The organism is Actinomadura sp. GC306 (genome assembly GCF_004348665.1).
GTDB lineage: Bacteria > Actinomycetota > Actinomycetes > Streptosporangiales > Streptosporangiaceae > Spirillospora.
On record NZ_SMKM01000087.1, the window covers coordinates 1 to 22,653 of the forward strand.

Consider the following 22,653-nt stretch of genomic DNA (forward strand, 5'->3'; position numbering starts at 1 on the left):
GGCATCAGGGGAGCGTCGGCCAAGCGCGGGCCGGGAACACCGCCGGACGGTACCGGCAGGACCCGCGCGGGTTCCGGAACCGGTGGTTCTCGGGCCGGTGGCTCGCGCGGCGGAGGGACCGTGTCGCGCGGCTCGTCCGCCGCGGGTAACGCGAGGGCGGGGTCGGCGCGCAGGATGCCGACGTGCAGGTTATGGAGCCGTTCGCCGGGTTCGACGCCGAACTCCTCGGTGAAGAAGTCGCGCGCGTCCCGGTAGGCGGCCAGGGCCTCGGCCTGCCTGCCGCACCGGTACAGCGCCAGCATCAGCAGGTACCGCAGCCCCTCCCGGAGCGGGAATTCGCCGACCAGCCGGATCAGCTCGGGGACCAGCCGGGCGTGCTCCCCCAGGTCCAGACCGATTTCGGCGGACGCCTCCAGCGCCGCCGCGCGCTCCTCGTCGAGCCGCTCTCGCGCCGCGTCGAAGAACGACCCGGTGAGCCCGGCCAGCGCGGTGCCGCGCCAGAGCAGCAGCGCCTCCCGCAACCGGGTCGCCGCCAGCTCCGCGTCCCCGGCGGCGCGGATGCCCAGCGCCGCCTTCACCTGCTCCTGGAAGACCTCGGCGTCCAGGCCGCCCGGCGGGACGTGCAGCGCGTATCCCGCGCCGCTCAACGTCAGCAGGCGGCCCGGGGCGCGTGGCGAGCGGTCGGGTTCGAGGACGCGCCGCAGCCCCGCCACGTACTTCTGGACGACGTTCGCGCCGTTGTCGGGCGGCTCGTCCCCCCACACCGCCGACACGATCGAGGGGGTCGGGACGGGCCGGTTCGGTGACAGCAGCAGTACGGCGAGCACCGCCCGTTGCTTGCCGGGTCCGAGGTCGAGCTCCCTTCCGTCCCGCCACGCGGACGGCCGGCCCAGGATCTCGAAGCGCAGTGACGAGGTTCCATCCGGCAGCGTGACCACCTCCGCTCACCGTCCAGAAGCGCCGCCCTTTCCGGCGCGCCGCGGAGGCCCGCACCCCCACCGCGGTGATCGCAGCATACCCAGAGCGGCCTTAGCCGCGTTCCGGGAGCGATGTCCGGATTCGTCCTCTTGATGGACAAGGCGAAGTCACAAAAGAGTCTGCCGGCGGCGTGTCAGAACGCCGACTAAGGATTGTCGCGGGATCGCCCTGGTAAGACGCAGGGATGGTCGTGCTCGTAACCCTCCTCGCGTTCCTGACGACCCTCGCCGGCGGCCTGGCGGCGATGCGGGTGCGCGACAACCGGCACCTCGTCCTCGGGCTGGCCGGCGGCCTGATGCTTGGCATCGTCGCGTTCGACCTGATCCCCGAGTCGCTGGAGCTGACCCGGCACTCCCCGTTCGGCGTCCCCGCCCCCATGATCGGCTTCGCGGCCGGGTTCCTGCTGCTGCACGTCGTGGAGCAGGCCGTGGCGGTGCACCGCGCCCACGAGCACGAGTACGCCCCGCACGAGCACGCCCACGCGCACGGCGGCGGCTCCGCGGGACTGGTCACCGCGTGCGCGCTCGTCCTGCACAGCCTCATGGACGGCGTCAGCATCGGCATCGGCTTCCAGGCCGGGACCGAGGCGGGGCTCTTCGTCGCCCTCGCCGTGATCGTGCACAAGTTCGCCGACGGGTTCAACACCGTCACCGCCGCGTCGCTCAACCGCGCCGACCGGCGGCCCGCCGTGGTGCTGCTGTTCGCCAACGCCACCGCCCCCATCGCCGGGGCCGCGCTCGGCACGGTCGTGCGGGTGCCCGACGCCGTCCTCGGCCCCTACCTCGGGAGCTTCGCCGGTGTCCTGCTCTACCTGGCCGCCGCCGAGATCCTGCCGGAGGCCCACAGCGTCCACCCGCGTGTGATGACCCTGTGCGCCACCGGCCTCGGCCTGGCGATCGTGCTGTTCATCGTCTCGCTGGCCCACTGAGGCACCAAAGGCGGAGGGCCGCCCGGGGAACACCCGGACGGCCCTCCGTCGCCTCAGGAACGAACGTTCCCGAAGGAGATCAACCCGTCATCGACTGCGCGTACTCGGGGTTGGCCTTCAGCCACTCGTCCACGGCCTGGTCGGGCTTGCCCTTGTGCTTGTTCTCCATCAGGTCTTCGAGCGACCCGAGCTGCTCGTCGGTCAGCTTGAACTTCTTGAGCCAGCCGGTGACGTCCTGCTGGTCCTCGGAGAAGCCCTCACGGGCGACGGTGTAGATGCCGTCCGGCTTGCCCATCGCGCCCTTCGGGTCCTCCAGGTCCCGGAGTTCGTACTTGCTGTACGCCCAGTGCGGCCGCCAGAGGGTGACGATGATGTCCTCCTTGGCGTTGATGGCCTTGTCCAGCTCGGTGAGCATGGCCACCGACGAGGACGTCGTGATCGTGTACTCGTCCTTCAGGTCGTACGCGGGGAGCATGTCGTTCTTCGACACCCGGTACAGGCCGGAGCTCTTCTCGATGCCGATGATCTTGCCGTCGTACTGGTCGCCCTTGCCCTTGAGGTCCTCAAGCGACTTCAGCGGCGAGTACGCCGGCACCGTGATGGTCAGCGGCGCCGAGTCGTACCAGGCGCTGACCTTCTCCAGCTTGTCGCCGTACTGCTTCCAGTAGTCCTCGTGGGTGCCCGGCAGCCAGGCATCGAGGAACAGGTCGATGTCGCCCTTCGACATGCCCGCGTACAGCGGCCCGGCGTCGATCGACTTGATCTCGACGTCGTACCCCTTGTCGGTCAGCAGCCGCTTCCACAGCTGCGTCGCCGCCTCGCCCTCGGGCCAGCCCGGCATCATGCCGATGGTGATGTTCTTGTCGGTTTCGCCCCCGCCGGAGCCCGAGTCGGAGTCACCGCATCCCGCGGCGGTCAACGCCAGTGTCAGCGACATGGCCGCGACGGCCAGACCCTTGAACTTGAAGCGCATTCCCGTCCTTTCGTAGTCATGCATTTGAGCTGGGGGAGCGGTGAGTCAGCCGACGGGCTCGGCCTCCCGGTCGGCCGCGGGGGCCGCCGCGCCGGGGGTGGCCGTCCCGCGGCCGTTCCTGCCGCGCGCGAACAGCGCGCGAAGCATGCCCGGGCCGTGGCCCAGGGCGCCGGTGAGGCGGTCCAGGTAGATGGCGAGGATGACGACCGCGATTCCGCCCTCGAAGCCCGTGGCGATGTCCACCCGGTTGATGCCCTCCAGCACCACCCCGCCGAGGCCGCCCGCGCCGACCATGCCCGCGATGACGACCATCGACAGCGCCAGCATGATCAGCTGGTTGATACCGGCCATGATCGACGGCATGGCGAGCGGGATCTGGATCCGGGTGAGGATCCGGTTCGGCGGCGTGCCGAACGCCTCGCCCGCCTCGACCATCTCCGGGTCGACGCCGCGGATGCCGAGCTCGGTCAGCCGCACCCCCGGCGGCATCGAGAAGATCACCGTGGCGACCACGCCCGGCACCGCCCCGATGCTGAAGAAGAAGATCGCCGGGATCAGGTACACGAACGCCGGCATCGTCTGCATGAAGTCCAGGACGGGCCGCACCATCCGGCTCACCACGTCGCTGCGCGCCGCCGCGATGCCGATCGGCACCGACAGCGCCGTCGACACCACCGCCGCCACGAGCACCAGGGCCAGGGAGTCCATCGAGTCCTCCCACAGCTCCATGCTCTCGATGAGCGCGAAGCCGAGGATCGTGAACACGCTGAGCTTCCAGCCGCTCACCAGCAGCGCGAGCAGCGCCAGCAGCAGCGTCAGGACGATCACCGGCGGGCCCGTCAGCACGCTCGTGAGCGCGTCCACCGACGTCTCGATCGCCGATCCGATCCCGTCGAACAGCCACCCGAGGTTGTCGGTGCACCAGCCCACCAGGCCGTCGAACCACTCGCCGACCGGCACCCGGGGCAGCTCCATCGCGAGAACGTCACTCGTCAACGCCACTGCCCTCCTTCGTCAGCGCCAGCTCCGGCTCCTCTTCGACGACCTCGTCGATGTGCGTGTTGATCGCCCCGAGCGCAGCCAGCAGCGTCACCCGCGGGATCACGCCGACCAGTGTGCCGTCCTCGTCCGCGACCGGTACCGGCAGGTCGCTCTCCGCGCACCGGACGAACAGGTCCGCGACCGGAGTGTCGGGCGACACGGGCGCCGGGTCCTCGGGGTCGATCAGCCCGTCGAGCGTCGCGACGTTGTCCTGCACCGCGTCGGCGATCACCGTGGCGCGGACCCGTCCGACCAGCTTCCGGTCCCGACCGATCACGAAGGCCGCCGACGTCTGGTGCTCGCGCATCGTGCGCAGCGCCGTCCGGGGGCCCGTCGTGGACAGTACCGTGACCAGCGGTTTCTCCATGACCGAGGACGCCGTGAGCACCCTGGTACGGTCCACGTCCGCCACGAACTGCGCGACGTAGTCGTTGGCGGGATCGGTGAGGATCTCCTCGGCCGTCCCGATCTGCACGATCCGGCCCTCGCGCATCACCGCGATGCGGTCACCGATGCGCATGGCCTCGTTCAGGTCGTGCGTGATGAAGACGATCGTCTTGCCGAACCGGCCCTGCAGATCCAGCAGCAGGTCCTGGACCTCCCGCCGGATGAGCGGGTCCAGGGCGCTGAACGCCTCGTCCATCAGGATCAGCGGAGTGCCGGACGCGAGCGCTCGGGCGAGTCCGACGCGCTGCTTCATACCGCCCGACAACTGCCCCGGGACTTTGTCCTCCCAGCCTTCGAGACCGACCAGTGCGAGGAACTCCCGGGCCGTCTTCTCCCGTTCTTCCTTCGGCACACCGCGGACCTCGAGCGCGTACGCGGCATTCGCCAGAACCGTCCGGTGGGGGAAGAGCGCAAAGTGCTGAAAGACCATACTGATCTTGTCTTGCCGCACCGTCCGCAGCGCCTTCGGCGACAGCTTCGCGATGTCCTGGCCGTCGATCTCGACGCTCCCGGACGTGACCGGGAGCAGCCCGTTCAGCATCCGGATCAGCGTGGACTTCCCGGACCCCGACAGGCCCATGACCACGAAGATCTCACCCTCGCTGACCTCGAACGTGGCGTCCACCACCGCCGGGGTCACCCCGAGAGCACGGACCTCCTGGAGACCGGCGCCCGCCTTGAGCTTCCGTTGTGCCTCGGCCGCCTTACGGCCGAAGAGCTTCGTGACGCTTTCCGCGCGGAGTACTGACACGATCTCCTTTCGGGTTCCCACGGCCGATCGTGGCGCGGAAACGGGTCGCGCTATCCGTCCAGGCGCCCGGACGGGACGGCCTCACACAAAGAGGCCGCCTACCAGACGCCAAACCAGTGCGTCGCCCGAAACTACCCGTTCAGAGAACATGTTTCATCTTTTGGTGCTTTCCGTCACATTCAGGTCACGAACCGGGCACGTCTTACACCTTCGTCCGGTGAAAGTTGAGGTAGGAGCGCGACGGCGTGGGCCCCCGCTGGTCCTGGTACCGCGACCCGTACCGCTCCGCCCCGTACGGGTACTCCGCCGGCGAGCTCGTCCGGAACAGACACATCTGCCCGATCTTCATCCCGGGCCACAACTTGATCGGCAGCGTCGCCACGTTCGACAGCTCCAGCGTCACGTGCCCCGAGAACCCGGGATCGATCCATCCCGCCGTCGAGTGCGTGAGCAGCCCCAGCCGCCCCAGACTGGACTTCCCCTCAAGCCGCGCCGCGAGATCGTCCGGCAACGCGAACACCTCGTACGTCGACGCGAGCACGAACTCCCCGGGATGCAGCACGAACGCCTCCTCGGCGTCCACCTCCAGCAGCCGCGTCAGATCCGGCTGCTCCACCGAGGGGTCGATGTGCGGATACCGGTGGTTCTCGAACACCCGGAACCACCGGTCCAGCCGGACGTCCACACTGGACGGCTGAACCATCCCCGGCTCATACGGGTCGATCTTCACACGCCCAGACTCGAGCTCGGCCCTGATGTCACGATCGGAGAGCAGCACGCCAGAAAACTATCCCACCCAACCCGCACCCACGATCCGGTACAGTGTCCCCAGCAAGGAGGCCCACCAGCCTCCCGCACGCGGGTGTAGTTCAATGGCAGAACTTCAGCTTCCCAAGCTGACAGCGCGGGTTCGATTCCCGTCACCCGCTCACCGCAAAGGCCCAGGTCAGGGACATGATCCCCGACACTGGGCCTTGATCGTTTCTGCTTGCCATCACCAGCGGGCCATCAGCGGGCCATCAGGCCACCGGCACCAGCGCCCCGGCCGCGCCGTCGTCCCCCTCGTCGTCCTGGTCCCGCTCCTCCCGCACGAGGGCATCAAGGCCATCGGCGATCATGCGGTCACCCTTGGCCCCGACCTGTGTTGGTAGCGCAGCGCCGTCCGCTCGTTGTCATGGCTATCGGTACGACCAGCCGGCCCGGACGCTTTCGTCCCAGGCACCAGGCGTCGGGAGGTACACGCGCAGCATGGGCAGCGCTTCGTCATAGCGGCGCTGCACACTCCACCCCGGCGCCGCAGCCGCCGCCCGAGCCGGTTTGGCAGCCCGAATTCGTTCGGTTGTCAGCTCCAGTTCCGCCGTCAGACCAAGCGTCTAGGCTCCCCGTATGACTCGGACCACGCCGCCTCGGCCCGTCGACCTTGTCGCCGTTTTCCCTGAACTGTCTCGCTACGCGCGGACGGCAACGCGGCTTCATCCGCGGCCCGGCTCGCCGGGAGTACGGGAAAGCTCGATTGGCGGCCCGCTGTTGTGGCCGGCCGAGGAACCTTGGCCGATGTGCACGCAAGAGCACGACCCCTACGGGCCGGTCGAGCGGCTCGACCACGAACGCCGTCGTCGCAAGGTCCTCGCGGAGGCTTGGGGGCGGATTCCGCTCGGCTCCGGCGCGGACTTCACCCCGGAGCAGCGGGCGGAGCTGAAACGCCTGGATGACAACGAGCCGCCCTCACCGCCGGACGGGCCGGTGCCCTTCCTGGCCTTCGCGCAACTGTACGCACGTGACATCCCTGACCTGGCACCGCCACTGCACGCCGATCTGCTGCAGGTGCTGTGGTGTCCGTGGGACCACGACGACCTGTCGTGCCCGGCGGTGATCCTGCGGTGGCGCCGGGCGGACGAGGTCACCGTCGCGCTCGATGCACAGCCCGAACCGGAACTGATGGAGTACGACACCTACCTGCCCGACCCATGCGTCCTGTATCCGGAGCAGATCGTCGAGTATCAGTACGCCGACTTTCTGCCCGCTGACCTGGACCGCAGGTTGACAGAGTGGGGCCAGGAGACCGGCCACAGCTACCAGGACCTGTCGATCGCCTCCGGAATGAAGGTCGGCGGTTGGTCCTCCTGGCACCTCACCGATCCCTACCCCATGATCTGCGAGTGCGGCGCCGACCTTGAACTCCTGCTGCGCATCCACGGTTCCGAATGGGACGGCAACCGCACTTGGCAACCGTTCGAGGACATCGAGATCGAAGCGGCCGAGCAGTTCCACCGCCTTCCCCACCTCAGCGGCCCCACCAACATCACAATCGGCCGAGGCTACGGCCTGTGGATCTTCACTTGCCCAGTTTCCCACGACCATCCGCACCAGATAAGCATGCAATAAGGGCTTCTCGTCCTCAGTTGAAAAGTTGGTCGCACCGTCCAAGGTGGCACGAAGAGGTGTGGCCTTAATGGGATATGTTGCGGGAATTGTAGCCTTGCAGGTGCGGTAGCCGTTCGGGTGCGGCTGGGCCGATTTTCTCGACGTTCCAGGTGATGATTCGGCGCGGGTGGATGCGGAGTGTTTCGTTGGAAAACGGCTCGATGAGGGGCGGGTCAAGGACCACGATCTCCACCTCCCCGCGCACCTCGATACCCCGCCCCGTCTGGCCGAGTGGATTGGGCGTCTCGGAGTGATCGTCAACGACGAAGGACACTCGCGGATCGGCTTGGACGTTGCGAAACTTCTGGCTGCTGGTCAACGCCGGCCCGCCGATGTCGATGGTTCCGGTGTCTGCGTTCATCCAGAAGGCAACCGGTTGGATCTGCGGAGCTCCGTCCGCCCCGATGGTTGCCAGACGTCCGAGAGAATGCCCGGCAAGGTACGCGATCTCCGCGGCGGTGAATGTCATGCCGCAAGGCTGCTACCTCGACCAAAGTTGAGGTCAAGAGAGGTGGCAGGGAGTTGATCGTGTGCATCGGGCGTGGACAGCGTCGACGTAGGGGCGCACGAGTCCTACCTCGACGAGTCCCGCATCCGATCCCACGGGCCCGTGAGGCGAACAGGATCCATGTGCCTGTCGTCCGTAGGGTTTCTCACGGTGCTGATGTGGGCGCGAACTGGGCAGGACGGATATGCCGCAATGAGGCCGGTGCTCTGCTACAGGTGTAGTTAGATGTCCTCCGGTGCGCCGAACGGCTGGCGGGCGGCCTGAGGGGGCAGGGGGAGCGTGTGAGCGCCGAGGGAAGTACGAAGGCCGTCGTCACCGCGCTGTTCGCGAATCTGGGGATCGCGGTCACGAAGTTCGTGGCGTTCCTGCTGACGGGTTCGTCGTCGATGCTGGCCGAGGCGATCCACTCGGTGGCCGATTCCAGCAATCAGGCGCTGCTGCTGGTCGGCGGGAGGCGCGCCCGGCGGGACGCGACCGAGGAGCATCCGTTCGGGTACGGGCGCGAACGCTACATCTACGCGTTCATCGTGGCGATCGTGCTGTTCAGCTTGGGTGGGCTGTTCGCGCTGTACGAGGCGTGGCACAAGATCGGGGACCCGCACGGGATCACCGAGTGGCAGTGGGTGCCGATCGTGGTGCTGCTGGTGGCGATCGTGCTGGAGTCGATGGCGCTGCGTACGGCGGTCATCGAGTCCAACCGGAGCCGCGGCAAGGCGGGGTGGGTGCAGTTCGTCCGGCGGTCGAAGTCGCCCGAGCTGCCGGTCATCCTGCTGGAGGACGCGGGCGCGCTGGCCGGCCTGGTGTTCGCGCTGGCCGGGGTCAGCCTGACGCTGGTCACCGGGAACGGCGTGTGGGACGGCATCGGCACGGCGGCGATCGGCGTCCTGCTGACGGCCATCGCGATCGTGCTGGCCGTCGAGATGAAGAGCCTGCTGATCGGTGAGTCGGCCTCCGCCGAGCAGGTGCGGGCGATCCGGGACGCGATCGTGCGGAGCCGGGACGTCCCCTCGGTGATCCACATGCGCACCATGCACCTCGGGCCGGACGAGCTGCTGGTCGCCGCCAAGATCGCGGTGGATCTGCAGGACGATGCCCGGGAGGTGGCTGAGGCGATCAACGATGCCGAGGCGCGCATCCGCGCGGCGGTACCGATCGCGCGGCTGATCTATCTGGAGCCCGACGTCCTGCGCACGAAGGGGTGAGGCCGGTGACCCGGAATCCATCGCGCAGGCCGCTGGGGCAACTGGAGGCCGAGGTTCTCGCCGCGCTCGCGGGGCTCGGCGGCTCGGCCAGGACGGCCGAGCTGGTGGAACGGCTGGACGGCGAACTTGCCTACACGACCGTGAACACCATCCTCCACCGCCTGCACGAGAAGGGGCTCGTCACCCGGACCCGGGCGGGGCGGCACTACCACTACCGGCTCGCCGTGGACGAGTCCGAGCTGGTGGCGGACCGGATGCACGAGCATCTGCGGCATGCGAGCGATCCGGTGAGCGTGCTGAACCGGTTCGTCCGGACGCTCAGCAGCGAGGAGGCGCGCCACCTGCGCGAGATGCTCGAAGGCCCGGGAGAGCGCGAGTGAGCTGGTTCACCGTTGTGCCGCTGGTCATCATGCTGACCTTGGGCACGGTGCTCGGGCGGGTGCCGTTGCGGCTGCATCCGTGCTGGTCGGCGCGGCTGCTGGCCACCACTTGCGCGATGACGGTCGTGGCCGCGCTCGGCACCGGCGTCTTCGTGTCGATCAATTACGCGGCGACGCTGGCTCCGGCCGCCGCCGCGCGCGTCCCCGAATGGGCGCTGTTCGGGGACGACCGGCCGGTCCCGGACGTGGTGGGCGTTCCCGCGGTGCTGCTGACCGCCGCCGGGTTGCTGGTCATCGGCAGGACCGCCGTCGGCTGGATGGCGGAATTGCGGATCGCCCAGGAGCAGACCCGGGAATTACTGGAGACCGACATCCCGATCGCCGTGGCGGTTCCCGGCCGGCACGGCGGGGTGCTGCTGTCGCAGGGCATGCTGCGCGGGTTCACGGCCGAAGAACTCCACGTGGTGTTCCAGCACGAGGCTTCTCACCTGCGGCACCGCCACCACCGCTACACGGCGTGCGGTGCCCTGGTCGCCGCGGTCCTGCCGCCGCTCAGGCCGTTGCACGAGCGGCTGCGGCTCTCGGTCGAGCGGTGGGCGGACGAAGAGGCGGCCGAGGCGGTCGGGGACCGCGCCTTCGTCGCCCGCACCATCGCCAAGGCCGCTCTCGCCCAGCCCTTGTCCACCGGACCGGCCGCCCCCTTCGCGGAGTCGGGGGTCGTCCAGCGCGTCCAGGCGCTGCTGGGCATGCCTCCGGACAGGAATGCGGTCACGGGTCCGCTGCTGTTCATGGGCAACGGCTTCGTCACCAGTTCGCTGACCGGCGCGACCCTGCAACTCGACCACGCCGCCGCCGCGGCCGGCCTCCTGCCGTTGCTGGCCCTGGGCTGACGAACGGTCGCTCGCGCCGCTCTTCCCGACTGCCCTCGCCTCCGGACGATCTACTACAGCCGTAGTAGCATTCGGTGGGAAACCAACGAGCGATGAGAGGGCGACGTGGTGTTCAAACGGATGCTGGGGACCTTCGGGGTGGGCGGCCCGTCGGTGGACACGGTGCTGGCCGTCCCGTCGTGCCGGCCGGGGGAGCGGCTCGCCGGTGAGGTGCGCATCAAGGCCGCCGACTACGACGTGGAGATCCAGCGGATCAGCCTGTCCCTGGTCACCAGGGTCGAGGTGGAGGGCGCTGATCACGAGCAGGCGGGCGGCATGGAGTTCCACCGGGTGGACGTGTCAGGTCCGTTCACGCTGCCCCGGGAAGCGGACAGGGTCATCGCGTTCGAGCTGGACGTGCCGTGGGAGACGCCGCTGACCGAGGTGTACGGGCAGCATCTGCACGGCATGGTGATGGGAGTGCGCACCGAGCTCGCGGTCGCCAAGGCCGTCGACAAGGGCGATCTCGACCAGGTCGCGGTGGGGCCGGCGCCGTCGCAGCAGCGGGTGCTGGACGCCTTCGCCGAGCTGGGTTTCGCCTTCAAGAGCGCCGACGTCGAGTACGGCCGCATCGCGGGCGTCCACCAGGAGCTGCCGTTCTACCAGGAGATCGAGTTCTACCCGCCGCCGGAGCACCAGGGGCGGGTCAACGAGGTGGAGCTGACGTTCGTCGCGAGCCCGCACGGGCTGGCCGTCGTGCTGGAGGCCGACAAGCGCGGCGGCCTGTTCACCTCCGGGGGCGACGCGTTCGGCCGGTTCCAGGTGAGCCATGCGGAGGCCCTGCAACTGGACTGGGCGGCGGAGATCTCCGGCTGGCTGCACGCCGTGGCCGACCGGCACGGCGCCGCCTTCCATCCCGGCGGGCACGGCTCGTATGAGGACCACCACGGGCACGGCGGGCGCGGCGGTCCGGGCTGGGGCACGGTGGCCGCCGCCGGTGCCGCGGGCGTCGCCGCCGGGGTCGTCGGCGGCATGGTCGCCGGTGAAATCGCCGAAGAGGTCTTCGAGGAGGTCTTCGAAGACGACGAGGGCGACGAGGACTGACCGGCCGGACGAGGACCGGCGGGCCGCCGGTCAGCCGGACCGCCGCCGCCCGCGCGGCACGAGGGCGACCCTCGTCGGCGCGCGGCGGCGGGTCCCCGGTGCCGGGGCGTGCCGGGCGGGCGCGGTCAGAGTTCGAACTCGGCGGGCGGCAGCCCCACGGCGTGGCACGCCTCGCGGACGACGGCCTTCTCGCTGTCGTCGAAGTTCCCGTCGGCGCCGCCGATGATGATGCCGATCTGGATGACGGCGCGGGCCTCGGCGGGCTTCTTCTTCACCTTGCCGATGTCCTGGAGGACGCTGACCTTGCCGAAGGCGAAGTCGGCGGTGAGCTTGTCGACGTAGCCGTTGAACCGGCGCTGGAGGTCATCGGCCTGGAAGTTCTGCAGGACCTCGTTGGACGCGATCAGCGCCGCGGTCCGCTGCCGTTCGCTCGGGTCGACCGAGCCGTCGGCGGCGGCCACCAGTGCGCACATCGCCATGCTCGCGTCCCGGAAGGCGCCGCTCTTGAGGTCGTTCTTCTTCGCCATCAGCTGGGTCTGCATGGTCTGAGAGGACTCGCGCAACTTGTCCCAGAAGGCCATCGGGAGACTCCCTTTCGGTCGGCCGCCGTATCGAACTCCGGCATGATCTACCACAAGTGTAGTAGAGCCTGCCTTCGCGGTGGCCGCACAGGAGTCCGGTTGCCTGCGGACGGCGTCCGCCCTCGTTTCCGCAGGCGTCCACCTTCTCGAACGGTCCGGCCCGTCCATCCGTTCCACCGCGCCCCGCGAGTGGCGCCCTACGGTCCGGGTGCTCGGCGCGTCACCCCGCTGAGCGGTGTTTGCGTAGTTCGGTGGAGAGTTCGGCGGAGAACTGCTCGGCGTCGGCCAGGCGGGTGCGAATCTTCTCGCAGCGTTCCTCGACCAGGGAGCGGTACACGTTGAGGCGCTTGGTGAGGTCGGTGTGGGTCGGCTGGTCCGGGGCGCCGGACTGGAGTTGATCCAGGATGTCCAGCAGGTCGCGCATCTCCTCAAGGGTGAAACCGAGCGGCTTCATGCGCTTGATGACCAGGAGGCGTGCGACGGCGTCCTCGGTGTAGAGGCGGAAGCCGCCTTGGGAGCGGGCCGTGGGGAGGGCGAGGCCGACCTCTTCGTAGTGGCGGATGGTGCGCAGGCTCAGGCCGGTCCGGTCGGCGACCTCACCGATCTGCATGTGCCTGCCGTCCATCGGGTTCCTCCTGACGCCCCCGGCCTGCCCCGCCGGGGACGAGTGATCCTTTTCGTTGGTCAAGCTTGCCATCTTCCGCCTCATGATGCGGTCGGAGCCGCGTCCTGCCGTGGCCACCTGGACGGGGGTGGTCTGACGGAGCCGGCTTCCGTGAACGGCCGCTTCAGTGACGCCGGGCTTCGGGAAGCGGTCGAGAGGTCCGAGTCGCTTCGTCCGAGGCCGGCACGGGTGGGCGCAGGCTGCTCAACCGGGGGTGCGTGCGACGTAGACGGTGTTCGTGGAGGTGCCGCCCTGGATGTGGTCGGGGAACTCCACGACGTGCGCCGTCGCATCGGCGAAGGTGTGGCGGAGGACGGCGGTGAACTGGTCGTCGGGAGGCTCGTTCGACCACAGCGCGAAGACGCCGCCGGGATGGATGCGGTTGGCCAGGCGGCTCAGCGGCTCGTCCCGGTAGAAGGCTGCGTGCGCGGGGTTGAGGACGTGACGCGGCGAGTGGTCGATGTCGAGCAGAACCGCGTGGAAGCGGCCGTCGGGCGTCCACTCGTCCAGCGTTGTCGGTGCGGAGGCCATGGAGAAGAAGTCGCCGTGCACCAGGTGGCAGCGCTCGTCGAGGGTCAGCCGTTTGCCGAGGGGGACCAGCCTGGCGTGATGCCAGTCGATCACGTCGGCGAGGGACTCCACCACGACCAGCGAACGTACCCGCGGCTCGTCCAGGACGGCGTCGGCGGTGAAGCCCAGCCCGAGACCCCCGACGAGGACGTCGAGGTCGGTCCCCAGCGCTTCGGACAGGCCGAGCCGGGCGAGTTCGGTCTCGCCGACCGTCCACAGGCTCGACATGAGGAAGTCGTCATCGAGCTTGATCTCGTAGACGTCCACCCGCAGAGACGGGTCTCGGCGCCGGCGCAGGCTGAGGGCGCCCATGGCCGTCGAACACCAGACGAGTTCCTCGAAGAGTGCGCTCATCGCGTTCCGTTCCCGTTGAGTGGATGAGTGATGGCGGTCGCCGCCCTGGCCGGTTTCGACCGCGCCGTTGTCGCCGATCCGCTGCGGAACCGGAGGGCGCCGGCGGAGTGCAGCACACTGCGACACGCTTCGCGTTCGGAATATACCCTTTCGTAAGGGGAGGGTGACACGGCGGTCGCACCCCTGGTCGGCTCTGCAGGTCGGTGGCGGTGTGGCGGATAGGGCCGTGGCGGGGGACGAAGCGCCCGACGCCTTGCGATGGTGGTGTGAGTATCGTCTCTCCCGCCGCCCCGTGGCTTCTTGTCGGCCCAGGAGACTCTCCCGTTACGTTAGAGTCGGGTCGCCGCGGATCGATCCGCGTGCCAAGGCCGCCGTGCATCGGGTCGGCGACCGTCCGAAGCGGCTGGGATTCGGGGGAAGTTCGCGTGCTGGTGACTGCTGGACGTCCGATGTGACGTCCGACCCGCGCATGGCCTGACGCGCCGCTGCGTCAGGCGGTTCGCCCCCTCATCCCCCCGGCGGCGTGGCCGGGGGCCGTCACTTCCTGTGCTCGACGCACCGTCTTGGTGCGCGCTGATCTCATGTCTGGAGTTCTGTGTCTCTGCCTGCCGTTCTGGCGAGCCGCTTGAAGACGTCGTTCACGCCGTCGCAGCCGATCACCGTGAAGCTGCTGCGGACCGAGGTCCTGTCGGGCCTGGTCGTGGCGCTGGCGCTGATCCCCGAGGCGATCTCGTTCTCGATCATCGCGGGGGTCGACCCGCGGGTCGGGCTGTTCGCGTCGTTCACCATGGCCGTCACGATCGCGATCGTCGGCGGACGTCCCGCCATGATCTCGGCCGCCACCGGAGCCATCGCACTGGTGGTGGCGCCGCTGGCGCGTGAGCACGGGCTGGGGTACCTGATCGCCGCGGTCATTCTCGGCGGACTCTTCCAGATCGCTCTCGGCGCCGCGGGCGTCGCGCGGCTGATGCGGTTCGCGCCCCGGTCGGTGATGGTCGGGTTCGTCAACTCCCTGGCCATCCTGATCTTCATGGCGCAGGTACCCGAGCTGCGGGACGTCCCCTGGCCCGTCTACCCCCTCGTCGCCGGAGCGCTCGCGCTGATGGTGTTCTTCCCGAGGATCACCAAGGCCGTCCCGGCGCCGCTGGTCTCCATCATCGCCCTGACCGCGCTGACCATCGGCGCCGGCATCGCCGTGCCGACCGTCGGGGACAAGGGCGCGCTGCCGTCCTCGCTGCCCGTCCCCGGCCTGCCCGACGTGCCGTTCACGCTCGGCACGCTCACGCTCATCGCCCCGTACGCGCTGGCGCTCGCGCTGGTGGGGCTGATGGAGTCGCTGATGACGGCAAAACTCGTCGACGACATCACCGACACCCACTCCAACAAGACCCGCGAGTCGATCGGCCAGGGCGTCGCCAACATCGTCACCGGGTTCTTCGGCGGGATGGGCGGCTGCGCGATGATCGGCCAGACGATGATCAACGTCAAGAACGGCGCCCGCACCCGCCTCTCGACCTTCCTGGCGGGAACGTTCCTGATGGTGCTGTGCATCGCGTTCGGCCCGATCGTGTCCGACATCCCGATGGCGGCGCTCGTGGCCGTCATGATCCTGGTGGCGTTCGGCACGTTCGACTGGCACTCGGTCGCCCCCGCGACCCTCAGGCGGATGCCGCGCGGCGAGATCATCGTCATGCTGGTCACGGTCGTGACGGTCGTCGCCACCCACAACCTCGCCATCGGCGTGGTGGTCGGCTCGATCACCGCCATGGTCGTCTTCGCCCGCCATGTCGCCCGGCTGGTCAACGTCTCCGCGGTCACCGACCCCGAGGGCGGCCAGGTCGTGTACGCGGTCACCGGCGAGCTGTTCTTCGCCTCCAGCAACGACCTCGTCTACCAGTTCGACTACGCCGGGGACCCCGCCCACGTGGTCATCGACCTGACCGACGCCCACATCTGGGACGCGTCCACCGTCGCCGCCCTCGACGCCATCGCCACCAAGTACGAGAAGCGCGGGAAGACCGTCGAGATCGTCGGCCTCAACGGCGACAGCGCCCGCATGCACGACGCCCTCAGCGGCGAACTCGCCGGAAGCCACTGACCGGTCGCGGGGAATCGGTAGAGCAGGCCACCCGTACGTCGGACGCGAGTAGGGAGGCGAGTTTCCGCTCGAAGGCGAAGGGCCTCCGAGGGGTTACTCGCCGAGGAGGACGTTCGTGACGGGGCGTCGGCGGGTGCGTGCGGTTCTTGGGGCGTGGCCCAGGCGCAGCACCATCTGGGGGTGTCCGGAGACGAGGTCCCGGCGTACCGCCGCGCGCAGGTAGGGCAGTTCCAAAGGCTGCGTGTGGAAGGCCGCGCTCACGTGCACCGTCGTCGCGTGCAGGAGGACGTGCTGGAGGGCTTGCCCGGCCTGCAGCCAGTCCACTCGCCGGTCTTCCCGGGTGGTCAGCAGGGCCACCGTCCCGAGGTTTCCGGCCTGCGGGCCGTGGTGGCGGAGGGCCCGGGGCGTCGGGGCGAAGAACTCGCGGGAGGGGAACTCCAGGCCGTCCGGCAGGGCCGGGAAGGAGTCGGGGGCGAGTCCGTCTCGGCGGCGGCTGTGCGGGGGGATCGCCCAGTCCAGCAGCTCGTCGGCGATGCGGGCGTCGGCCAGCTGGATCGCCTCGGCGGCCTGGACGTGTTCGGCCAGCCGGCGGAGCTGGTCGGTGCCGGAGATCAGCCGGAGGTCGGCCCCCTCGTGGCGGGCGATGCCGGCCAGGACTGCCGGCAGCATGGCCGGCAGCGGGGTCGACAGGAACGGGCCGCGGTGCGTGTGCCGGTGGGAGATCGCGCGGTACAGCCGCTCCTCGTAGGGCCGCGCCGCCGTCCTCGTCCCCCAGGTGATCCGGGCCAGCAGGTCGGGGTGCGCCGGGTCGGGCAGCAGCCGGACCCGCGCGGTGAAGCCGAGGCGGCGGACGGCCAGCCGGGCGTTGAACAGGGCCGCGCCGCAGCTGATCGCCATCTCGCGGCCGGCGTTGTCGGTGATCGGCAGCAGTCGTGCCCGGTCGGCCCAGAGTTCCAGTCCGGCGGGACGGTCGATGAACCTCCACGGCTGGGTGTTGTGGATGGACGGTGCCTGGATCGCGGCCCGCACGACGAAGCGTGCCGCCAGGTCGGGGCGTTCGCTGGTCTCCCGGGGCTTCGCCGCGAACTGCTTGGCTTCGATCATTTCGGTGCCTCCAGCCGTGAGTGTCCGGCACCTTCAGCGTGCCGGGGGGAGGCCGCACCGACAGCCCGTCCAAAGTCCCCTATGTCAGGACCTTTGACCTGGTAGCGGGTTGAAAGGACCTTTGTCCCCCGAGTGCGGGGCCAACGCCCGCTGGGGACGGCGGCCGGCGAGGAGTTGGCTTGAGATGGAATCTCTTCGGGAACGGTGGGCCATGGAACGGATGAACGCGCTCGACGCCGGCATGTACTTCGCCGAGAACGACGCGACGCCGCTGCAGATCGGCACGGTGACGGTCTTCGAGGGCCCGGCGCCCGAGTACCGGGATCTGGTGCACCACGTCTTCAACCGGCTCCGGCTCGCGCCGCGCTGCCTGCAGCGCGTCCGGACCGTCCCGTTCAACCTCGCCCATCCGATCTGGGTGGACGACCGGCGTTTCGCCATCGAGGACCACGTCCTGCGGACGGCGGCCGAGGAGCCCGGCGACCCCGAAGACCTCCGCGACCTGGCGCAGACCATTTTGAGCCGTCCCCTCGACCTCACCCGCTCCCCGTGGGAGGTGTGGCTGGTCGAAGGGCTGGCGGACGACCGCTGGGCCCTCATCGCCAAGGTGCACCACTGCATGGTGGACGGCATCGCCGGCATCGACCTGCTGGGCGCGCTGTTCGACATCGAGCCCGGCCGGCCGCCCGCGCGGCCGCACGTGTGGACGCCCGACCCGGAGCCGCCCGCGTGGGCCGTCCTGCGCGGCGGCATCGCGGACAGGATGCGCGGCTTCGAGCGGCAGGCGACCCGGCTGTTCCTGCCCGCGCTGCGCGACTCCGCCGCCGTCGCGGGCGCGATCCCCGGGTACGCGGCGCGGCTGGCCGGGCTCGGGGCCTCCTCGCTCAACGGCCCGACCGGGCAGCGCCGCCGCTGGTCCCGGGCCCATGCCGGGCTGGACGAGATCGGCCGCATCCGGCGCGCGTTCGGCGGGTCGGTCAACGATGTGGCGCTGGCCGCCACGGCGCGCGGGTTCCGCGACCTGCTCGACGCCCGCGGCATTCTGGACGAGAAGTCGTACGTCCGGGCGATGGTGCCGGTGTCCGTGCGGTCGTCCGACGAGCGCGGCGTCCCGTCCAACCGGGTGTCGGCGGTGTCCGTCGACCTGCCGTGCGGGGAGCCCGACCCGCTGCGCCGGCTGGAACTCGTCCGCGCGCAGATGGACGACCTGAAGAGCGGCGACCAGGCCGCCGGCCTCGACTCCTTCGTCCGGCTGGCCGGTGCCGCGCCGGGCCTGCTGGCCGCGGCCGCCCGCGCGGCGCTGCGGCGGCGCCAGCCGCTCATCCACACGATCGTGACGAACGTGCCGGGCCCGCCGATCCCGCTCTACGCCATGGGACGCCGGATGCTGGAGCTCGACCCCTACATCCCGATCGCGGCGGGCGCGCGCATCTCGGTCGGCATCGTCTCCTACGACGGCGGCCTGGCGTTCGGGCTCACCGGCGACCATGAGGCCGTCCCCGACCTTGAGACCCTCTCGGCGGGAATCCGCGAGGGGATCGACGAACTGCTCAAGGAGGCCGCCCAGACCGAGTGACGGTCTGGGCGGCCGAGGATTCCGGTTACGGGACGGGGGCGTCGTCGAGGGATGCCTCCAGCAGCCGCGTCTGGGTCGCTTCCAGCCGCTCCACGACGAGCTCGGCGAAGCGGCGCGTCAGCTCGTAGCCGAGCGACGGGTCCACGGCGGAGAGGGTCCGCACCAGCCGCCCGTCGAACTCGATCGCCCGGACCGGCGTCTGCGCGAAGCCCCCGAACCGCCACCGGTGCGGACGGAACAGCCACGACCAGCCCAGCACGGAGCCGGGGCCGAAGGTGTCCACGACGACCGGTTCGCCGCCGGGCGGGCACAGGTCCAGGGCCACGGTCCCGTCCTGGACGAGCCAGAACCGCTCCGCCGCGTCGGACTCGTTGACGATGCGCCGCCCCGCCGGAAACTCGACGCGGCGGGCCGTCTTGGCCAGCTTCGTCAGGTCGGCGCGCCGCATCCCGTTCAGGAACGGCTCGCGGGCCAGGTCGGCCGCGGTCACCGTGCTCATCGACTCACTCCCTCAAGATCTCGCGCCGTCCCGCCCGAGGCCGGCCCTGCTACGCGGCCTTGCTATGCGGCCTTGGCCGGGCTTTCGATCTCCAGGCCGATCCGCGGGGCGTCGAGGATGGAGTTGTGCACCGTGCACCCCTCCACGACCCGCCGCAGCTCCGCGGTCTTCGCGCTCGCCAGCGGGATCGGCGGCCGCACCCGCAGCCCGATCCGCGACACCCGCGCCGGGTCGCTCACGCTCATCGCGTAGTCGGCGGTGACCTCGAGCCCGTCCGCGGGCAGGCCGTGCCGCACCAGGTACCGGCGGGCGTAGTGCGCCGCGCAGGCCGCGAGGGACGCGACGAACAGCTCGACCGGTGTGGGCCCCTCGTCCGTGCCGCCGGCGGAGTACGGCTGGTCGACGTGGACGATGTGTCCCCGGACCACTACGGCGAAGGCGTCGTTCTCTCGATGAATGACCGTCATCTGACTCATGGCGACACCTCCGGTGCGAGCCGATCTCCGCTTCTCCACCTTCAGCCTCCGCCATGCGCGCCCCGCGATTAAGAGCCGAAGGTCCCCTTCAGCGAGGGCGACAGGTCATACAACGAAAGGACGCCCACCGGGCGGTGGGCGTCCTTCCCGTCTCGGTCGGTCACTTGAGGATGGGGAACCTCTGGGCCAGTGCGGTGTTGCTCCACCAGCGGCCCAGCCCCAGGGTGTCGCCGGCCTTGACGAGGGCGAGTCCGGCGAGGACGAGGGCGTAGATGAGGTGGTCGTCCATGAAGGGGTTGTTCTCCGGGGGCAGGACGGCCGTCCACATCAGGACCAGGAGGAGGGCGCCGCTGGCGGCGGCGATCCGGATCGCGATGCCCAGGATGAGCGCGGCGCCGATGCCGGCGAGGCCGATCATGAAGAGCCAGTCGGCCCAGGCCGCTCCCGCCAGGTCGTTGTAGAGGCCGGCGAACGGGCCCTTGGGGGCGTTGGCCAGGAAGCCCTCGGTGGGGCTGGCGCCGTCGATCCACGCCTTGCCGGCGGGGGTGGCGTAGCCGAGGCCGAACAGCTTGTCGATGAAGGCCCAGGCGAAGATCCAGCCCAGCGCGATCCGGGTCACGGCCCAGACGTAGCGTGCCGCGGGCGACTCGGTGAGGGGGGCGGGGGTCACCACCCGGATGATGGTGCTCTGCCCTTTGCGGGTCTTGTGCTCGCTGACTGCCATGGCCTTTCGCCTTCTCTCGCTCGGCCTTTCCGCTTCACCTATGAGTCAACCGCCGCGCCGTCCGCCGCCATAGGACCGTAGGGCCACGCCCACCGGGACCAAGGTCCCCACCGCTTTCGTTGACTTGCGGCGTGTTGTTGTTATGGAGCGCCGGATAACAACAACACGCCGCAAGTCAACGGGGGGCGAGCGGGTTGGGCTGGGACGTCCGCGCGTCGGGGCTATTGGTCCGGGGTCGCGTGCTGGTCGTGTTCGTGGACGACTGCGATCGGACCGGGGGCCTCGTGGAGGACGGCGCGAGTCACGGCGCCGAGGAGGGTCGTCGGGGACGTTCCCATCCCGCGGTCGCCGACGACGAGGAGCATCGCGTCGGCGGCGAGGTCGACGAGGGCGCGGCGCGCGCGTTCCTTGACGAACATGTCCTGGACGGCGATGTCGGGAAAGTCGACGAGCTCCGGCCCGACGGCGCTGGCGAACCGCGCCCGGACCCGTTCCTTGATGGCCTCCGGGTCGGCGTAGGGGAGCCGCTCCGGGCCGGGCAGCGACGCGGGGTCCCACCATGCGCACACCAGCGTGACCGAGGCGTCCCGGAGCCTGGCCTCCCGGAGGGCGAACCGCAGCGCGGCGACGCTGGCCGGCGAGCCGTCCACGCCGACGACGATCCGCCTGGCGGGGTCGGCCCGCAGGCGGGCGGGGACCACGACCACCGGGCGGTTCGCGTGCGCCGGGACGTGCACCGCGGTCGAGCCGAGCGGCAGCCGGTCGAAGCCGCCCGCCCCGCGGCTGCCGACGACGATCAGCGACGCGTTCACCGCCGCGCCGAGCAGTGCCCCGGACGGCGTGCCCTTCAGCAGCACCGGCCGCACCTCCAGGCCGGGCACGGTCTCCTGCGCGAGCCGGACGCCGTCGCCAAGGGTCAGGGCCGCCATGCCCTGGACGATTTCCATCGCGTCGCGGTCCCCGGGACGCTGCGGATAGGGCCAGTTCCACGCGTGGCAGACGTGCAGCGGCACGCCCCGCAAGGAAGCCTCGGTGGCCGCCCAGCGCACCGCCCGGTCCGAGGCGCGGGAGCCGTCGTAGCCCACGAGCACGTGCCGTCCGTCCATCACGTCCCACCTCCCTGTCTCCGCCGTACCCCCACGCTCGTCCGGCATGGGCGCGGGCGGCAGTGGCGTGCGTCCGCCTGTGGAGGGACCTTCGACCCTGCCGCGGGCGGCGCGGGCTGCGGTTCGGTGAAGGTAGGAGGGGCAGCGAGCCTGAGGAGTGGACATGAGCACGCATCCGCCGCTGGAGCGGCGCACCGCCGCCGATGTGATGACCAGGGACCTGCTCACCATCGCCGCGTCCGAGTCGGTGCTGATGGCCTGGGAGCTGATGTGCAAGGCCGAGGTGCACCACCTGCCGGTCGTCGACGACGAGGGCGGGTTCCTCGGCGTCGTGGACGCGCAGACCCTCGCCGCGACCTGGAACTCCGCCGCCCCGCGCGAGGCCCGTCGGCCGGTGACCGCGCTCCTGCCGCACCGGCCGCCGACGGCGGTGCGGCCGTCGGCCGCGATCGCCGACGTGGCGAGCGCGATGCTGGAGGCGGACGCGGACCACGTCCCGGTGACGAACGGCTACGGCGTCCTCGTCGGCCTGATCACCGCCCGCGACATCCTCTCCGCCCTCGCCGGCGTGGAACACGACATCGCGCCGCGCACCTCGGGCATGCCGTCCCTGTACCGCATCGAGCCAGTGCTGCCGAGCGGCGTCCCGGCCCGCCCGAACCGCGGCCGCATGGGGCCCGACTGAGCCCGGCCCGGACGTCTGATCAAGGCGGTCGGTTGACCGGCCGACCCGTCCCGGTCAGCACTGGTCAACCCCGGAAATGTCCGCCCGAGAGCCGATAAAACTGGTGCCTCACCGACACGGGAGGCAATTGGTGAAGAGGATTCTTGCGACCGCCGCAGCGGCGGCCACGGCGCTCGGCCTGATGGCGGCCCCGGCGGAGGCCGCGTCCCCGGTGCAGATCTACCGGGTGTACTTCGACTCGCCGGGCAAGGACACCCGGTCCAACAAGTCGCTGAACGGCGAATGGGTGCAGCTCTACAACCGCACGACGAAGACGCGGCAGCTGAAGGGCGTGAAGCTCCGCGACAAGACGGGCTACACCTACACGTTCGGGTGGTTCCAGCTGAAGGGCCGCAAGAGCGTGTACGTCCACACCGGCCGGGGCTCGAACAACGCGACGCACCGGTACTGGGGCCGGAAGGCGTACGTCTGGAACAACACGGGCGACACGGCCTACCTGCTCTACCCGAACGGCAAGCGAGCCGACTCCTGCTCCTGGACGAGCAAGGGCTCCTCGAAGTACTGCTGACCCGCCGGCCGTCCCCACCCGCCCGGGCGGGGACGGTTGTCGC

The 22,653-nt window shown here is 70.1% G+C and carries 24 protein-coding genes and 1 tRNA gene; 11 read left to right on the plus strand and 14 right to left on the minus strand.

The genetic code is table 11. The features are described 5' to 3' along the window. On the minus strand, positions 1-938 hold a 938-nt coding region (locus E1200_RS14790), incomplete at its 3' end, for an AfsR/SARP family transcriptional regulator (protein WP_207933353.1). Between the two features lie 224 nt (positions 939-1,162). Here E1200_RS14790 and E1200_RS14795 point away from each other — a divergent pair. After that, positions 1,163-1,906 carry a ZIP family metal transporter gene (locus tag E1200_RS14795; RefSeq protein ID WP_131952541.1) on the plus strand — a complete coding sequence of 248 codons (744 nt, stop codon included), beginning with the start codon at positions 1,163-1,165 and terminating at the stop codon, positions 1,904-1,906. A 79-nt stretch (positions 1,907-1,985) separates the two neighbouring features. On the opposite strand, the gene E1200_RS14800 is transcribed toward E1200_RS14795, so the two are convergent. The 4 genes from E1200_RS14800 to dcd form a co-directional block, all read right to left on the minus strand. Then, entirely contained in the window at positions 1,986-2,879 is an 894-nt protein-coding gene (locus E1200_RS14800; protein ID WP_131952542.1) for a glycine betaine ABC transporter substrate-binding protein, read from the minus strand. Between the two features lie 45 nt (positions 2,880-2,924). Beyond that, entirely contained in the window at positions 2,925-3,881 is a 957-nt protein-coding gene (locus E1200_RS14805) for an ABC transporter permease subunit (RefSeq protein WP_243708567.1), read from the minus strand. After that, on the minus strand, positions 3,865-5,118 hold the full coding sequence (locus E1200_RS14810) for a glycine betaine/L-proline ABC transporter ATP-binding protein (protein ID WP_131952543.1): 1,254 nt from the start codon (positions 5,116-5,118) through the stop codon (positions 3,865-3,867). The genes E1200_RS14805 and E1200_RS14810 overlap by 17 nt, the downstream gene beginning before the upstream one ends. Before the next feature lie 202 nt (positions 5,119-5,320). Beyond that, entirely contained in the window at positions 5,321-5,896 is a 576-nt protein-coding gene (gene dcd / locus E1200_RS14815) for a dCTP deaminase (RefSeq protein WP_131952544.1), read from the minus strand. Positions 5,897-5,976: 80 nt separating this feature from the next. Between dcd and E1200_RS14820 the strand changes: the two genes are divergently transcribed. Together E1200_RS14820 and E1200_RS14825 are read left to right on the plus strand one after the other, a co-directional pair. Then, positions 5,977-6,047 (plus strand) — tRNA-Gly (locus tag E1200_RS14820). 625 nt (positions 6,048-6,672) lie between these two features. Then, a complete protein-coding gene (locus tag E1200_RS14825) occupies positions 6,673-7,503 on the plus strand; it encodes a hypothetical protein (protein WP_243708568.1) in 831 nt (276 codons plus the stop codon). A gap of 64 nt (positions 7,504-7,567) precedes the next feature. Here E1200_RS14825 and E1200_RS14830 read toward each other — a convergent pair whose 3' ends face one another. Next, a complete protein-coding gene (locus E1200_RS14830; RefSeq protein ID WP_131952546.1) occupies positions 7,568-8,011 on the minus strand; it encodes a PPOX class F420-dependent oxidoreductase in 444 nt (147 codons plus the stop codon). Between the two features lie 320 nt (positions 8,012-8,331). Here E1200_RS14830 and E1200_RS14835 point away from each other — a divergent pair, with 320 nt between their 5' ends. The 4 genes from E1200_RS14835 to E1200_RS14850 all read left to right on the plus strand — a co-directional run bounded on the left by E1200_RS14835 (position 8,332) and on the right by E1200_RS14850 (position 11,605). Further along, entirely contained in the window at positions 8,332-9,252 is a 921-nt protein-coding gene (locus E1200_RS14835) for a cation diffusion facilitator family transporter (RefSeq protein ID WP_131952547.1), read from the plus strand. Between the two features lie 5 nt (positions 9,253-9,257). After that, positions 9,258-9,632 (plus strand): BlaI/MecI/CopY family transcriptional regulator, encoded by a 375-nt coding sequence (locus E1200_RS14840; RefSeq protein WP_131952548.1) that lies wholly within the window; start codon positions 9,258-9,260, stop codon positions 9,630-9,632. Then, positions 9,629-10,522, plus strand: a complete 894-nt coding sequence (locus E1200_RS14845; RefSeq protein WP_131952549.1) for a M56 family metallopeptidase — start codon at positions 9,629-9,631, stop codon at positions 10,520-10,522. The genes E1200_RS14840 and E1200_RS14845 overlap by 4 nt, the downstream gene beginning before the upstream one ends. 105 nt (positions 10,523-10,627) lie before the next feature. Continuing rightward, positions 10,628-11,605: a sporulation protein gene (locus E1200_RS14850; RefSeq protein ID WP_131952550.1), complete on the plus strand. Its 978-nt coding sequence runs from the start codon at positions 10,628-10,630 to the stop codon at positions 11,603-11,605. A 125-nt stretch (positions 11,606-11,730) separates the two neighbouring features. On the opposite strand, the gene E1200_RS14855 is transcribed toward E1200_RS14850, so the two are convergent. The 3 genes from E1200_RS14855 to E1200_RS14865 form a co-directional block, all read right to left on the minus strand. Beyond that, positions 11,731-12,186, minus strand: a complete 456-nt coding sequence (locus tag E1200_RS14855; RefSeq protein ID WP_131952551.1) for a TerB family tellurite resistance protein — start codon at positions 12,184-12,186, stop codon at positions 11,731-11,733. A 220-nt stretch (positions 12,187-12,406) separates the two neighbouring features. Beyond that, complete coding sequence (locus E1200_RS14860) at positions 12,407-12,811, minus strand: MerR family transcriptional regulator (protein WP_131952552.1); 405 nt, start codon at positions 12,809-12,811, stop codon at positions 12,407-12,409. 243 nt (positions 12,812-13,054) lie between these two features. Further along, positions 13,055-13,774, minus strand: a complete 720-nt coding sequence (locus E1200_RS14865) for a spermidine synthase (protein WP_131952553.1) — start codon at positions 13,772-13,774, stop codon at positions 13,055-13,057. Positions 13,775-14,399: 625 nt separating this feature from the next. Between E1200_RS14865 and E1200_RS14870 the strand changes: the two genes are divergently transcribed. After that, a complete protein-coding gene (locus tag E1200_RS14870; protein ID WP_243708569.1) occupies positions 14,400-15,872 on the plus strand; it encodes a SulP family inorganic anion transporter in 1,473 nt (490 codons plus the stop codon). Between the two features lie 93 nt (positions 15,873-15,965). Here E1200_RS14870 and E1200_RS14875 read toward each other — a convergent pair whose 3' ends face one another. Beyond that, positions 15,966-16,976 carry a hypothetical protein gene (locus E1200_RS14875; RefSeq protein WP_131952554.1) on the minus strand — a complete coding sequence of 337 codons (1,011 nt, stop codon included), beginning with the start codon at positions 16,974-16,976 and terminating at the stop codon, positions 15,966-15,968. A gap of 211 nt (positions 16,977-17,187) precedes the next feature. Between E1200_RS14875 and E1200_RS14880 the strand changes: the two genes are divergently transcribed. Beyond that, positions 17,188-18,552: a wax ester/triacylglycerol synthase family O-acyltransferase gene (locus E1200_RS14880; RefSeq protein ID WP_131952561.1), complete on the plus strand. Its 1,365-nt coding sequence runs from the start codon at positions 17,188-17,190 to the stop codon at positions 18,550-18,552. Positions 18,553-18,577: 25 nt separating this feature from the next. Here E1200_RS14880 and E1200_RS14885 read toward each other — a convergent pair whose 3' ends face one another. The 4 genes from E1200_RS14885 to E1200_RS14900 form a co-directional block, all read right to left on the minus strand. Next, complete coding sequence (locus tag E1200_RS14885; protein ID WP_207933354.1) at positions 18,578-19,051, minus strand: Crp/Fnr family transcriptional regulator; 474 nt, start codon at positions 19,049-19,051, stop codon at positions 18,578-18,580. Positions 19,052-19,113: 62 nt separating this feature from the next. Continuing rightward, entirely contained in the window at positions 19,114-19,527 is a 414-nt protein-coding gene (locus tag E1200_RS14890; RefSeq protein WP_131952555.1) for an OsmC family protein, read from the minus strand. A 160-nt stretch (positions 19,528-19,687) separates the two neighbouring features. Continuing rightward, positions 19,688-20,251 carry a DoxX family membrane protein gene (locus E1200_RS14895; RefSeq protein WP_131952556.1) on the minus strand — a complete coding sequence of 188 codons (564 nt, stop codon included), beginning with the start codon at positions 20,249-20,251 and terminating at the stop codon, positions 19,688-19,690. A gap of 221 nt (positions 20,252-20,472) precedes the next feature. Further along, on the minus strand, positions 20,473-21,357 hold the full coding sequence (locus E1200_RS14900; RefSeq protein ID WP_131952557.1) for a universal stress protein: 885 nt from the start codon (positions 21,355-21,357) through the stop codon (positions 20,473-20,475). Positions 21,358-21,520: 163 nt separating this feature from the next. Here E1200_RS14900 and E1200_RS14905 point away from each other — a divergent pair, with 163 nt between their 5' ends. Both E1200_RS14905 and E1200_RS14910 read left to right on the plus strand, forming a co-directional pair. Further along, positions 21,521-22,042, plus strand: a complete 522-nt coding sequence (locus E1200_RS14905; RefSeq protein WP_131952558.1) for a CBS domain-containing protein — start codon at positions 21,521-21,523, stop codon at positions 22,040-22,042. Positions 22,043-22,172: 130 nt separating this feature from the next. Next, positions 22,173-22,610 (plus strand): lamin tail domain-containing protein, encoded by a 438-nt coding sequence (locus E1200_RS14910; RefSeq protein ID WP_243708570.1) that lies wholly within the window; start codon positions 22,173-22,175, stop codon positions 22,608-22,610. Positions 22,611-22,653: the final 43 nt, after the last annotated feature.

Bases quoted from the DNA above. Each gene is read 5' to 3' on its own strand.
- E1200_RS14795 (WP_131952541.1), top strand. From the start codon at position 1,163: ATGGTCGTGCTCGTAACCCTCCTCGCGTTCCTGACGACCCTCGCCGGC.
- E1200_RS14800 (WP_131952542.1), bottom strand. From the start codon at position 2,879: ATGCGCTTCAAGTTCAAGGGTCTGGCCGTCGCGGCCATGTCGCTGACA.
- E1200_RS14825 (WP_243708568.1), top strand. From the start codon at position 6,673: ATGTGCACGCAAGAGCACGACCCCTACGGGCCGGTCGAGCGGCTCGAC.
- E1200_RS14830 (WP_131952546.1), bottom strand. From the start codon at position 8,011: ATGACATTCACCGCCGCGGAGATCGCGTACCTTGCCGGGCATTCTCTC.
- E1200_RS14855 (WP_131952551.1), bottom strand. From the start codon at position 12,186: ATGGCCTTCTGGGACAAGTTGCGCGAGTCCTCTCAGACCATGCAGACC.
- E1200_RS14860 (WP_131952552.1), bottom strand. From the start codon at position 12,811: ATGGACGGCAGGCACATGCAGATCGGTGAGGTCGCCGACCGGACCGGC.
- E1200_RS14865 (WP_131952553.1), bottom strand. From the start codon at position 13,774: ATGAGCGCACTCTTCGAGGAACTCGTCTGGTGTTCGACGGCCATGGGC.
- E1200_RS14875 (WP_131952554.1), bottom strand. From the start codon at position 16,976: ATGATCGAAGCCAAGCAGTTCGCGGCGAAGCCCCGGGAGACCAGCGAA.
- E1200_RS14880 (WP_131952561.1), top strand. From the start codon at position 17,188: ATGGAACGGATGAACGCGCTCGACGCCGGCATGTACTTCGCCGAGAAC.
- E1200_RS14885 (WP_207933354.1), bottom strand. From the start codon at position 19,051: ATGAGCACGGTGACCGCGGCCGACCTGGCCCGCGAGCCGTTCCTGAAC.
- E1200_RS14890 (WP_131952555.1), bottom strand. From the start codon at position 19,527: ATGAGTCAGATGACGGTCATTCATCGAGAGAACGACGCCTTCGCCGTA.
- E1200_RS14895 (WP_131952556.1), bottom strand. From the start codon at position 20,251: ATGGCAGTCAGCGAGCACAAGACCCGCAAAGGGCAGAGCACCATCATC.
- E1200_RS14900 (WP_131952557.1), bottom strand. From the start codon at position 21,357: ATGGACGGACGGCACGTGCTCGTGGGCTACGACGGCTCCCGCGCCTCG.
- E1200_RS14905 (WP_131952558.1), top strand. From the start codon at position 21,521: ATGAGCACGCATCCGCCGCTGGAGCGGCGCACCGCCGCCGATGTGATG.